General features: G+C 54.6%; 8 protein-coding genes. 2 read left to right on the top strand and 6 right to left on the bottom strand.

Going from position 1 to position 13,649, the window contains the following annotated elements; genetic code table 11:
• On the bottom strand, positions 1-360 hold the full coding sequence (locus HS105_08690; protein ID MBE7516667.1) for a hypothetical protein: 360 nt from the start codon (positions 358-360) through the stop codon (positions 1-3).
• A gap of 180 nt (positions 361-540) precedes the next feature.
• Positions 541-3,312 (bottom strand): AMP-binding protein, encoded by a 2,772-nt coding sequence (locus tag HS105_08685; GenBank protein MBE7516666.1) that lies wholly within the window; start codon positions 3,310-3,312, stop codon positions 541-543.
• Between the two features lie 110 nt (positions 3,313-3,422).
• Between HS105_08685 and HS105_08680 the strand changes: the two genes are divergently transcribed.
• On the top strand, positions 3,423-5,210 hold the full coding sequence (locus HS105_08680) for an SLC13 family permease (protein MBE7516665.1): 1,788 nt from the start codon (positions 3,423-3,425) through the stop codon (positions 5,208-5,210).
• Here HS105_08680 and HS105_08675 read toward each other — a convergent pair.
• Positions 5,207-6,199 (bottom strand): diacylglycerol kinase family lipid kinase, encoded by a 993-nt coding sequence (locus HS105_08675; GenBank protein MBE7516664.1) that lies wholly within the window; start codon positions 6,197-6,199, stop codon positions 5,207-5,209. The genes HS105_08680 and HS105_08675 overlap by 4 nt on opposite strands.
• A 69-nt stretch (positions 6,200-6,268) precedes the next feature.
• Complete coding sequence (locus tag HS105_08670) at positions 6,269-8,275, bottom strand: hypothetical protein (protein MBE7516663.1); 2,007 nt, start codon at positions 8,273-8,275, stop codon at positions 6,269-6,271.
• 90 nt (positions 8,276-8,365) lie between these two features.
• Between HS105_08670 and HS105_08665 the strand changes: the two genes are divergently transcribed.
• The gene (locus HS105_08665; GenBank protein MBE7516662.1) at positions 8,366-9,001 is read left to right on the top strand and encodes a DUF937 domain-containing protein; all 636 of its coding nucleotides are present in this window, start codon (positions 8,366-8,368) and stop codon (positions 8,999-9,001) included.
• A 63-nt stretch (positions 9,002-9,064) separates the two neighbouring features.
• Here the strand turns inward: HS105_08665 and HS105_08660 are convergent, their stop codons facing one another.
• Positions 9,065-12,169 carry an efflux RND transporter permease subunit gene (locus HS105_08660; GenBank protein ID MBE7516661.1) on the bottom strand — a complete coding sequence of 1,035 codons (3,105 nt, stop codon included), beginning with the start codon at positions 12,167-12,169 and terminating at the stop codon, positions 9,065-9,067.
• Positions 12,170-12,178: 9 nt separating this feature from the next.
• The gene (locus tag HS105_08655; protein MBE7516660.1) at positions 12,179-13,648 is read right to left on the bottom strand and encodes an efflux RND transporter periplasmic adaptor subunit; all 1,470 of its coding nucleotides are present in this window, start codon (positions 13,646-13,648) and stop codon (positions 12,179-12,181) included.
• Between the last annotated feature and the right edge of the window lies 1 nt (position 13,649).

The raw sequence follows: 13,649 nt of genomic DNA, 5'->3' as shown, positions 1-13,649 counted from the left end.
TCACCTGCTTCGAGCCGTGATGAATGAGCGTATCGAGAGAACCAGGAAGCCCAGGCATAACAACGACATTACGATCTGAGAAACGGTCGCTGCAGTGTTCGCCGCATCTCCGAACGGATAGACGAACCGTATCAATGGGAAAAGGACTCCGATGAGTGCCAGCAATACAGCTATATGCATGATGTGCCGGCGCATATTCACTCTCCGGATCGCCGAGTGCCCCAAGACCAGGAATGCGACACCGAATGCGGCAGGTATCAGGGCAAAATAGTTCGTTGAGCCATTCGCGAGTGTGTAGCCGTATGCCAAGATGCCCGCGAATATCAAAAGCCTTCCGAACCACGTTGCTGTAACGGGCATATTCATTTCGTTTTATCGATCGAACTGAGAAGTTTCGCTGCTCGTTCAGGATCGATCTTTTTTAGTATCTCATACTCGGCACGAGTTGAGGGTGAATAATTCGATCCTATTCGGACTTGTAGGCCTGTAAAACTGATCAAAGCGAACCGGCAACCAAAGTTTACCGTGGCGGCTCCCCACCTACTTATTACCACGCATCTGGTCGATCATTTCGGCGATCCTGCATTTCAAATGCTCGGTGATCAATGCATGATCGTCGATCGATCCTCCTGAACCGGTACCGCCGGTTTTGATGACGTCCTCAGCATAGAATGGCTCACCGATCATGATCGTGACCTTTGCCGGCCTGATCCGAGCCGAGCCGCGAGGCCACACCTTATACAGGCCGTCCAATGCGACCGGCACTATCGGTACATCAAGAGCCTGTGCAAGAATGGCGGCCCCTTTTTTAAAGCTGTGGAGTTCTCCGTCGAAGGCGCGTTCGCCTTCCGGATAGATGTTGAGGATCTTTCCGTGCTTGAGGCCGACGGCACCAGCCTTCATCGCACGCATCAGTTCGGTATCCGGATTTACCGGAACGACATTCAGCAGGCGAGCGAGAAACTGCATAGCTCTGTTCTCAAAGAATTCACTTGCTCCGACGTGGAAAATACTGCTGAAAAGCCTGCGGTCATAACTCGAACAAAGGACGAACGGATCAAGAAAGCTCTGATGATTCGGACAAATAATGAATGAACTGAGACCGCCCTTCTCGACCTTACGCTCCATAGCCGCGGTCAAGTTACTTCTGCCTGTAACCTCAAGCCGCATAAAGACCTTGCAGAATAAATAGAAGCATTTATAAACGCACCATGCGAAAGTTGAAAAGAACGGCCTCGACCGCAAGATACCTCGTATTTCGGGCAGATCGACATCGGCTTCGCGTACTATTCGATCCCAATTCAGGTCGATGGTAACGCCTGCGGTGTGCTCGCCGGCGTATTTATTGACCATGCCGATAAGGCCGGCGACATCGAGCGTTGTGGCCGCTTCCTCGTTCTCAAATTCGATATCGAATGCCTGCTCAAGTGCGGCAAATGTCTCAGCCCGGGCGAGGCTGTCAAGGCCGAGGTCAAGTTCGAGGCTCATCGCCGGATGCACAATATCGGCTTCCTTAGCGTTTTGGCGTATCGCTGTGACGACTGCAGCCGCAGTAGGAGTTTCCATCAAAGCATTGTCGGCATCGGTGAACGTCCATGCCTTTACCTCTTTCGCCTGTGTAGAGATGACGCCCGATTCTATCTCTTTCTTAAGCTGAAAACGCTTGATCTTGCGGGTCGCAGTTCGCGGCAGCGGCTCGGCACGAATGATGTAGTCGCGAACACGCTGATATTCCGGAAGTTCACGGCCAAGACTGTCCAGCGCGTGGCGTATTGCTTCTTTCGAATTGGCGATCTTCTCAAGTTTGAGGTATTCAAAGTCGGGAACGACGACCGCTGTCAGTTTTTCGGCTCCGCTTCGGCCTTCAGATTCGTCGGTGATGCCAATGACGGCAAGCTCGGCGACCATCGGACACTTCAGATAATGGACCTCAAGGTCCTCCGGGTGAACATTCTTGCCCGATGAGAGGACTATTACATCCTTGCCGCGCCCGACAATATAAAGATGTCCGTCAACGAGTTTGCCGAGATCGCCGGAGCGAAGCCAGCCATCCTCGGTAAAGGTCTCTGCCGTTGCCTCAGGGTTCCGATAATAGCCCGAAAAGACCATCGGGCCTTTGATCAAGACCTCGCCGACCCCTTCTGCGTCCGGATCGGCGATCTTTATTTCGGCTCCGCGCATCGGCTTACCGACGCTGCCGACACGATTGTCGTTCTCGTGAGTGGCCGTCGCGGCGCCGCTGGTCTCCGTCAAGCCATAGGCTTGTATGATAGTGAATCCAAGTTTGTGGAAATCGATGGCCACGGCCTCATCAAAGCGAGACCCGGCCGAAGTTGCGATGCGAAGTCTGCCGCCAAACCCCTGATGCACCGCGGAGAAGAAGCGGCGTCCGAGGTTGATGCCCGCGGTGTTCCGCAATACGCCGTTGAGCGCCAGCATGAGACGAAAAAGCATTTGAGCGATCTTTGGCTTTGAAGCTGCGGCATCAAATATCTTCTTGTGAAAGAGATACCAGAGCCGAGGAACTGTCGTTAAGATCGTAGGCTTGAACTCCTTCATCGCCTTCGAAAGTTCGTCCGGCGTCAGCTCTTTAAGATAACCGACCTCACAACCGTAAGTTGTTGCGATCCAAAGGTTTACGATCTGCAAATAGTTGTGGAATAAGGGAAGCAGGCTCAGTATCTTTTCCTTGTCTGTCAGTTCAAGGACGTGGTTGACGCCTTCGAGTTCCGCAAGAATGTTCGCATGGGTCAGCGGTACACCTTTTGGCGTACCCGTCGTGCCGCTTGTGTACATCAATACGGCCATATCCGGCCCGTGAGCTTCCGGTATCTGCGAAATGAATTCCTCGGGATACCTGGTCGCTGCCCAATCTTCAAAACGATCAAAACCAGCAACGTCCGTTTCCATATCCCAGACGACCGCTTTGATATCGTGGCCGAGCCGTTCTCGGATTGATACGAATCGCTCGATCTGGTCCGGTGAAAGAAAGGCAGCCTTTGCTTCGGAGTTGTTCAAAAAGTTCGTTATGGTCTCGATCTCGCCGTGCGGGTCGAGCGGGACAATAACGGCGCCGTGATAAACAGTGCCGAGATATGAGATCGCCCATTTAGGATGATTTTCACCGATCAGGGCGATCCGTTCGCCCTTCGCGACGCCTTCGGCGCCAAGGCGCCACGCTATCGATCGCAGTTGGTCAAGCAGTTCGCCGAATGTGTAGGTCGCGGCATCGCTGCCGACGATCCGCATTGCGGTCGAAGAACTGTGCGACTCGAGTGAGTCAACCAGGCGTTCGCAAAAAGAAGCAGGCATAGACTTGCTTAGATTAGAGGCATAAGGGCATCATTGCAAGGACGTTTTATGTCAGAGAGTCAAAAGATCAGGGCTTTTAATTGAACACCTCATCGGATATGCTTTGCTAAATGTCGCCGATAGTTATCACGCTCATCCTGCTGCTCGTTGCGATCATACTGTTCGCGACGGAAAAGATCCCGGTCGATATCGTGGGGTTGCTGCTGGTGATGGCGCTTGTCGTTACGCGCGTGCTGTCGGTGCAGGATGCAGTCGCCGGTTTCGGGAATGACATAATCATTACCATCGGCGGATTGTTCGTACTTGTCGGCGGCCTTACCAAAACAGGGATCGTCGATGCTCTCGGCCGGCGTATGCACAAGGTTGCCGGCGAGAATGTCTTTGTGCTTACGGTGCTCACGATGGCAGTCGCTGCTATCAGCGCTTCGGTGCTTAAGAATACAACAACAACGGCTATGCTCCTGCCGGTCGTGCTAGGGTTATGTACAAAGGCAAAGATCGCTCCGTCAAAATTGATGATGCCTTTGGCATTCGGGGCGATACTTGGCGGAAGCTGCACTCTTATCGGCACCTCAACGAATCTGGCCGTAAGCGGCGCGATACAGCGATACGGCCAAGCGCCTTTCTCGATGTTCGAGCTTGCACCTGTCGGGTTGATCATGCTGCTCGTCGGTATGGTGTATATGCTGACGCTTGGCAGAAGGATGCTGCCCGATCGCGGAGCCGAAGGATCGCTGACCGATCAGTATCGGATGCGGGAATACATATCCGAGCTGATCGTCCTGCCCGGATCGCCTCTTGACGGCAAGACCATTGCCGGAGCGGATCTCAGCAAACATCTCGATCTTAACGTCCTCGGCATTATCCGCGAGGGTGAAAAGATCATTGCCCCGAGCTCGACCGAGCGGATAAGGCGGCGCGATTCACTCATAGTGGAAGGTGCATTGAGCGACATTCTCCGCGTCAAGGATGAGGTCGGCCTTGAGATCAAACCGGATTTCTTATTGAGCGACACAGAACTCGAAGGCGGAAGCGTCGAGCTGCTTGAAGTGCTCGTGATGCGCAATTCCCGGCTGTTGAGGCGCACACTCAAGCAGCTTGCTTTCCGTGAACGCTATCAGATGACCGTGCTTGCGATAAACCGGCATGGGCAGACATTTGTTAATAAGCTGAGCGATATCGAGATCGCATTCGGCGATGTTCTGCTCGTACAGGGAAAACGGTCCGGCATTGAACAGCTTGTGAGCGACAGCGATCTGATCATCCTTGAGGATGTTACAAGTGCAAAGCCGCGTTCAAGCAAGCGAAGGTGGGCTGTCGCGTCATTTCTGCTCTTTCTCGGGTTGTCGCTTTCGCGCGTTGCGACCGACCTTGAGATCCCTTTAGCTATCGCGGTTCTAAGCGGAGTTATGCTTCTGCTTGCGACACGAACGGTCGAGGCGCGTGATATTTACGGCCTTATAAATTTTCCGGTTCTTGTATTGATCGCTTGTATGATGAGCTTCGGTGTAGCGATGGAGAATACCGGTGCTGACAAGCTGCTTGCGGGGTTTATAAACGATAATCTGCAGCAATTCGGCCCGCTTGCGATCCTTGGCGGATTCATCATTCTCACGGTCTTGCTCACGCAGCCGATGTCCAATCAGGCGGCGGCGCTTGTCGTATTGCCCGTTGCGGTTAAATCCGCGATAGCTCTTGGAGTGAACCCGCGGACGTTCATCATTGCGGTCACTTACGCCGCGAGCTTTTCGTTTATAACTCCTTTGGAGCCGGCCTGCGTGATGGTCTATACGCCGGGCCGCTATCGTTTCTTTGATTTCGTAAAGATCGGTACCATAATGACCGCCGCGGTATTTGTGGTGGCAATGCTGCTGGTACCCGTATATTGGCCGTTCTAAAGCTTCTGTTTCGCTGGCACACGCAGTCTCAGAGCATTAGGCACGATCTCATAAACGGCCGGGAGTTTGCCGGGAAGTTCGCCGTCGGTCTCGATCAGTATTTCTGCATTCGGGTCTGCGGGCCTGATCTCAACGCGTTTCGCCTGCATACTTTTCACTTTGCTTAGTGAGGTGTGAGTGCCGCGATAAAGCGTATGTGCGTTGAGTAGTATCTCGACCGTGCCGAGGTCGCCGACGTTGATAATGTCGAGCTTGCCGTCGCATAAACTTGCATCAGGCGCTATCAGCATCCCGCCGCCGAAATAACGTGAATTTGCAACACAGAACGCCAAGGTTTCGAGAGGCCGCTCCTCTTTTTCGTCGATCTTTACATATACCGTCACAGGTTTGGGTGACAGCGCCTGGATCAATGTCGATACGGCAAAATGCAGTTTACCGCGCAGGGCATCGCCGGGCAGCCATTTGAACACCTCAGTAGATTTGACGCGGCGGATTATCTCAGCCGCAAGCCCTGCGGATGAGACGTTCAAGAAGATGCGCGTCGTCGCAACTCCATTCGTTCCGACAAAGGTTACGCGGCCGATGTCGATGCGTCTTGTTTCGCCGGTACGCAGTGCGGCCGCAGCTTCCCGGTTTGACAGCGGAATTCCCAAAGAGCGGCGCAGGTCGCCGCCGGTGCCGGACGGCAGAATGCCGAGCTCGGTATCAACACCCGACCGAATAATTCCGTTCGCGACCTCATTTATCGTGCCGTCGCCGCCGCAGGCAATGATAAATGTTCGGCCGTCGCGGGCCGCACGTTCGGCGATCTCTGCAGCGTGGCCGGGCGAGCGGGTGAATGCGACCGCGAACGGCCCGAAGTGGGCACGCAGGTCGCCGGCGGTCGCAGACCATTTCTCCCGCGTATTTCCGCCCGCTGATCGCGGATTTACGATCACGAGCGGCAGAATTGCGTCTGCTCCGTTCGAAGATTCCGATCTTTGGGTCACGTTGATTGTGTAACTTTTTTTATCCGACTAGTCAAAGCACGAAATGATCACACCGGATCGCACTTCACTTTATCGTTGTATCTCGAAAGGTGTATCCGAAGCAGCTGTGTTACCCGAATGATCCGCAACTGTCACGCGCAGTACATAGCGGCCGGCGTCAAGCCCGGAAGTGTCAAGCCAATCTTCGGCATAGTGCTGCCCTTCAACACGATTCGTAACTATGTAGTTGAATATCGTAACGCCTGTCGCTCCCGAGTGGCTTTCATCCGCATAAACGAAGGACACCGCATCATTTGACGGCATTCGGTCAAAAACAAGCGTCCATTGCTGTTCGGTCAGCGGTATGCCGTCGCTTTTTATTATCTGATATCCGGCTTTGTAAATGCCGAGGCGTCGCCGTTCAGAGTTACCGTCAACCTGGTCATATGCCCTGACAACAACACGGACACGGCCCGGAAAGACGAAACTCCGCTCATTGACAGGCTTTGTGACCGGAGTGAGTGTGCTGTCATAGAAGTTGACCGATTCGATCACGGGCGGCCTCGTGTCCGTAAAGCCCGGAAGGACTAGCGCGTCGATGGCGTTCATCTCTTGTCCGGCACGGCCCGCTATCAAGTGGACGTGGTTCATCGGATTAAGCGTCCCGATCCGTTCACCTGCAGTGAACTTCGTACCGCGCGGCACGCGGACGTTGACGATATTGTTCGCAGCGTCCCGCTGAAAAATGAACCTCTTATCGCCGAAAGGAATGCCGTTCGAGTCGCGCCCTAGCCGTATATGAATGTAACCCATCGCCGGCATGCGGAGGAGTTCGCGGAGCGTGCCGAAATTCTCCGCACCCACAGGGCGAAGCACCTTCTCTGAACGCACGAACCGTGCTGTTTCGCCATACGCTCCGGCAACGTCAAGCCCGTTGTGAAACCAAACATTCGATTTCTCGGGCGTCATCAAACCGCGGATCTCCGCGAGCGTTCCGGCAATATCTCGTTTTGCGTCGGGCGGATCGTAGGGCCACCGTGCAGGCTGCTCAATGCGGAAATCTTCAGGCTTGTCCAGCATACCGGCGCGATCGCTCTCGGTCATCGAATGGCCAGTATTTTGCGAGGTGATGCGGCGTAAAAGGCGATCATCGCTGTCAGCAACGAAGACATCGCCGTTCTCGCCTATCGCAATACCTGAGGGCCTGTTAAAGCGAGCATTCTGCAGCCGGCCATCGATCATGCCGCGTTCGCCGCCGGCGACGGTCATTACAACAGGCAGAGCGGCCGCGCCGAAAGCTCGGATGCAATTGCCGTCCGTGACGAAGAACGTGCCCGTGCTGTCAGCCGCGATGCCTGTCGGAGCGGTGAATGAAGCGGAAAGCAAAGAACCGTTCGTTGATCCCGTTTCACCGCTGCCCGCAACGGTCGTTACTGTACCGTCCCGAGCGATGGAGCGTATCCTGCGATTTCCCAGATCGGCGACCAGCAGCATGCCGTTCCGGTATGCAAGCCCTGCGGGCGTGTCGAATTGTGCCGCAACACCGATGCCGTCCGCAAAGCCCTGCGTGCCGCCTGCGAACGTAGTAACGCGCCCCGCTGAGATCATGCGAATTCGATCATTGTAAGTGTCCGCAACAAAGATCGCACCGTCGTCCGCAACCGCAATACCGATCGGCGCGTTGAATGTTGCCGACGCGGCGTCGCCGTCATCCATTCCCGCAACTCCTTCGGTGCCGCCGATCGTTTCAATAGTGCCGTTCTCATCGGCTCGTTTTATGGTATGCGAACCCGAGTCAGCGATCAGCAAACCGCCTTCCCGATCAAAGACGATCATCGAGGGAGTATCGAGTCCGCGCACAAAGATCTCCGGCCCTTTGGCCCCAAGACGCGAGATCGTTCCGGCATTACCGTCAGAAAAATAGACGACACCGTCTTTAACGGCCACACCGAACGGTTCGCCGATGCTCTTATCGAGTCCGGCATCGGTATAAACGTTTGCAAGCGGCCTTTTGTTACTTGAAAACCGCGTACACGACGTTGTACAAACGGCAAGTAAAATGAGCGATATGAGCTTGGTGATCCGAAAGAGTGTCATTATGCGGCCGGAGATGATATTGCTGAACAGCGGTGCATTTTGATACTATAACCGCGCGCTTAGCGATTATTCAAAAAAGGAGATCTATCTATGTTTTCATTACAGGACCTATTGGGACAGGCACAAGGCGACGAAGCGGTTTCGGAGATCAGCCAAAATGTCGGTGCGGAACCTTCGTTGGTAAATTCGGCTATACAAATGGCTTTGCCGGCGATCATCGGCGGATTGGCAAATAACGCTTCTACGCCATCGGGTGCCGAAAGTCTTAACAACGCACTCGATCAGGATCACAGCGACGGCGGTGTGCTCGGTAATTTGGGCGGCCTCGCCGGAATGATATTCGGCGGCGGCCAGAATACTCCGGCACCGCGTCAGGCTGATGCCGGCGGAATACTCGGGCATATTCTGGGCAATTCACAGGGGGCTGTGGCTCAGGACGTTGCTCAGCGTTCGGGAATGAATATCGGACAGGTCGCACAGATCCTGATGTTTCTTGCCCCCATCGTTATGGGATATTTGGGTAAGCAAAAGCAGCAGCAGGGAATTGGTGCGGACGGACTCGGCGGGCTACTCGGCGGATTGCTCGGAGGTTCGGCGGCAACTGCTCCGCAGTCGTCAGGCAATGCAGTTCTCGATATGGCATCGTCCGTACTTGATGGCAACCGGGACGGTTCGGCAATTGATGACATCGCTTCGATGGCGTTCAAGTATCTGACCAATCGTTAGGATGCCGACAAAAGGTCTGACCGACGGCCGTTCGCTGCATTAAGCGGACGGCCGCCTTTGCTTTTATTCGTCAGTATCGGGCAATGCTTCTTTGATCACCCACGCATAAAGCGTCGGCAATATCAGGAGTGTCAGAAGTGTCGATGTAATGAGGCCGCCGATGACAACTGTCGCAAGCGGCCTTTGTACTTCGGCGCCCGCGGAGGTCGCGATCGCCATAGGAACGAATCCTAGGCTTGCCACGAGAGCGGTCATCAATACCGGCCTCAGCCTTGTCATTGCTCCTTCGTTGACGGCGTCACGTACGGATACGCCTTTCTCGCGAAGATAATTGATAAAGCTGACCATTACCACGCCGTTAAGCACGGCAATGCCGAATAGGGCGATAAAGCCCACACCTGCAGAGATCGAGAACGGCATTCCACTGAGCGCCAACGCGAACACTCCGCCGACGATCGCGAACGGAATGCCGGTATAGATCAGCAACGCCTGTCTCGCTGATGAAAAGGTCGAGTAGAGCAAAACGAAGATCAGGAACAGAGCGATCGGCACTACGATCATAAGGGTGTCGGTTGCTCTTTGGAGATTCTCGAAAGCTCCGCCCCAGGTCAGATAGTAGCCCGGCGGGAGCTTTACCTGTTGTTCGAGTTTTTGTTTCGCTTCCTGTACAAAGCTTGAGATATCGCGATCGCGGATGTTGGTCGATACGACAATTCGGCGATGTGTGTCTTCGCGCGAGATCTGCGATGCTCCTTCGACCAGTGATATCTCAGCCACTTGCGCGAGCGGCACACGCTGGCCGTTCGAAGCCGTCAGAACAAGATCCTTTACCGATTGGATCGAGCGCGAAGCATCCTCATTGAGTCTCAGCCGGATATCGAAACGCTTTTCGCCTTCGAAAACCTGCCCCGCCGCCCGGCCCGCAAAGATCGACTCGACGAGGTCATTCACATCTTCTACGTTAAGGCCGTAGCGTGCGATCGCGGCGCGATCGGCCTTTACCTGAAGCTGCGGCAGGCCGGTGGTAACCTCGGTCTTTGTTTCGACCGCACCCGCGATCGTTCTGACGACCGCTTCGATCTGCTTCGCCTTGTCCGCAAGTACGTCAAGGTCGTCGCCAAAGAGCTTTATTGCGACGTCGCCGCGCGTTCCGGCGATCAGCTCGTTCACACGCATCTCGATAGGCTGCAGAAAGCCGAATGACGCGATATCCGGGACCTCGGCATTCAATTTGTCGGACATTTCTGCGATAAGCCGTTCTTTGGTCATTCCGGCGGTCCAGTTCTCGACCGGTTTGAGCATCACAAAAATGTCGCATTGATTGATACTCATTGAATCAGTCGCGACAGCGGGTGCGCCGCATTTCGAGACGATGGTCTTGACCTCCGGAAATGCAGTTAGCGATCTCTCCATTTTTGTCGTCGTACGCATCGCTTCGTCCAGCGACACACTGGGCAGAAGTATCGTTTCTATCAACAGATCGCCTTCGTCAAGCCGCGGAATGAACTCGCCGCCGAGATACGGAAAGACAGCGCCAGAGATCAAGACCAACACCAAAGCAACAGCAAAGACCTGCGAGCGAAACTTCATGACGAGTGCCAGCGACGGCGCGTAAATGAGCTTTGCCCAACGGATGAGCGGGCTTTCATTTTCAGAGACCTTACCCTTAAGAACAAGCGTCAGCATCGCAGGAACGTATGTAAGCGAAAGCAAAAGTGAACCGAGCAGGGCAAAGATCACCGTCATTGCCATCGGCACGAACATCTTTCCCTCGATCCCTCGGAGGCTTAAGATCGGCAGATACACTATTGCGATGATCGCAACGGCAAAGACGACCGGCCTTGCAACCTCACGGCACGCTTCGAGTATCGTGCGCTCGGACTGCGTGTTTGAGCCTGCGTGCTGAGCCTCACCTCGGCGGCGCACCGCGTTCTCGACCATTACGACGGCCCCGTCAACGATCAGGCCGAAGTCCAAAGCGCCGAGGCTCATCAGGTTACCTGATACGTTGAAGAAACGCATAAGGGTCGCCGCAAAGAGCATGGACAGCGGAATTATCGTCGCGACAAGCAGTGCACCACGCCAATTGCCGAGCAGCAACAGCAGCACAAGCACGACAAGTACCGCGCCTTCAACAAGATTCTTTTCGACCGTGGATATTGCACGCTTTACAAGCTCAGTGCGGTCATAAAAGGGAACAATCGAGACGCCTTCGGGCAGTGTCTTCTGGATCTCTGCTACCTTGTTCTTTACACGCTCGATCACCGTACGTGAGTTTTCGCCTTTGAGCATGATCGCCATGCCTGAGACGATCTCGCCTTGGCCATCCGCTGAAACAGCCCCTTGCCTGATATTTCTGCCTTCGACGATCTCACCGAGGTCGCGAATAAAGATCGGAACGCCTTCCGGACTTGCCTTGATGACAATATTGGCAATATCTTCGGGCTTTTCTACCAAGCCGATGCCGCGCAGGAGATATTGCTCCGCCCCTTTTTCGATGTAACCGCCGCCGACGGTGCCGTTATTGCGTGTAACTGCTTCGTAAATATCGTTCAGCGTCAGTCCATAGCTTTGCAGCTTTTCCGGCGAGAGCATAACGTCATACTGTTTTCCGAAGCCGCCGTGTGCATTCACCTCTGTAATGCCGGGGACGCTTAGGAGCTGGCGGCGAATATTCCAATCGTGTATCGTGCGCAGGTCGGTCGGTGAATAGTCATATCCCGGAGCGGTCCTGACTTCATATTGATAGATCTCGCCAAGCCCCGTAGCTATCGGGCCGAGTTCCGGCGATCCAATATCCGACGGTATCTGTTCGCGGGCCTGCGAGAGCCGCTCCATCACGAGTTGGCGGGCAAAATAGATATCTGTCGATTCCTCAAAGACGATCGTAACGTTTGAAATACCGAATTTTGATACCGAGCGAAGCTCTTCAACATTCGGGATGCCGCTCATCGCGACCTCGACCGGAAAAGTGATCTGCCTCTCGACCTCGAGCGGAGCGAGGCTCGGCGCTGACGTCAGCACCTGTACCTGTACGTTGGTAACGTCCGGCACTGCGTCGATCGGAAGGTTTATGAGATTGTAAACGCCGGCGCATGCCATGATAGCAACCATCATCAGAACGACGAGCTTATTCGTTACGGAGAACTCAATGATCCTGTTCAGCATCTTCCACTCCTAGTGATCGTCGCCGATCGCACCTTTTTCCAATTGCGTTTTCAGGACAAAGCTTCCGTTGGTAACAACGCTCTCGCCGAACTGAAGGCCTTTTACTATTCGCGTGTAGCCGTCGATATCTGCTCCTGCCTCAATGTTCCTGACCTCAAACACGCCGTTCTCACTCGCGCGCGGGACGAATACGATGGTTTGGTCACCCAACCGTTGCACTGCCTCACTGCGGACGAAGAGCTCTTGATCGCCGGTATCGGATATTCCGGTGTAAAAGCCAACTTCTGTGAACATTCCCGCGCGGAGCCTTCCGCCGACATTAGAGACCTCAAGCCTCACACGCGCCGTCCTTGTTTGTTCGTCGATCCTCGGATCGATAAAGCTGATCCGGCCGTTTACCGTGCCGACGGACGGCGTTCGTATCTCGGCTGCCGAGCCGATGCTCAAGCGGTTCACGCTCACTTGAGGGACGTTCGCGATCACATACACCGTTCCGAGGTTCGAGATAACGAATACGGGCGTGTTGGCCTCGATCCCCGCACCGGCATTGAATCTCCGCTCGGTTACCATTCCCGAGATCGGAGCACGCAGAGCAACGAGAGACGTGTCCTGCCCGTGGTCGGCCGGCTCGTCGATCGAAGCACTGAGATCGCCGTAAGATCGCATTTCGTCAACTATGTGTGCAAGATCTTCTCGCGAGGTCTCCACCGCTGCTTTCGCCTCTTGGATCTCCTTATTCAGCGAGATATTTGACTGGAACTCGTACTCGGCTTTGGCGGTCCTGTATGCCGCTTCGGCGGCGACGAGATCCTTGCCGGCTCCGGCCCCGAGATCAATGAGCTTCTTCGTCCGCTTAAGTGTTGCGTCCGCTTCGTCAAGTTTTGCTTTCGCCGCAAGGACATTCACACGATTCTCGGTTCTTTGAACTCTCTCCATGTTTCGCACTGCGAGTTCGAATTGTGTCCGGGCTTCGTGCATCTTGCCGTGAAGCTGTGCAAGCTGAGGGGACGAAATAGTGGCCAGGACCGTGCCGCGCTCAACATGATCGCCGACGCCGTAGCGGACACTCTGTATTCGTCCGCCCACAAGCGGTGTAGCCATTTCCGTACGCTCCGGGTTCAGCTCAACCGTGCCTGTTACATAAAGGAGCGAAACAGCGGGCCTCTGGGCAACTTGTTCGGTCGTGATATTTGCCGCCGCGGCCGCGTCAGGTTCCAAGCGCACTTCCTGTACCGGCTGAAGGCCGTCGTGATGTGCTTCCGGTTCCGAAGCCGCAGTGCGATCAGCGGTCCCTGCACCGTTCCGTTTGATGAGGATCCAAGCCGAACCGAGAAGCAATATAGCGATGATAACGCCGGCCGTTATCATCCATGCTAATGCGTTGTTTTTAGGACGTGCCTGTTCGGGGTCTTGAGACACGTCATTATCTTTTCTGATGTTCGCTTGATCCTCTACGGGATCCATACTCTCGTTTGACATA

This window comes from Chloracidobacterium sp. (genome assembly GCA_015075585.1).
Classification (GTDB): domain Bacteria; phylum Acidobacteriota; class Blastocatellia; order Pyrinomonadales; family Pyrinomonadaceae; genus OLB17.
The sequence above is the reverse complement of the archived record's forward strand: the minus strand, read 5'-3'. Positions and strand labels throughout refer to the sequence as shown.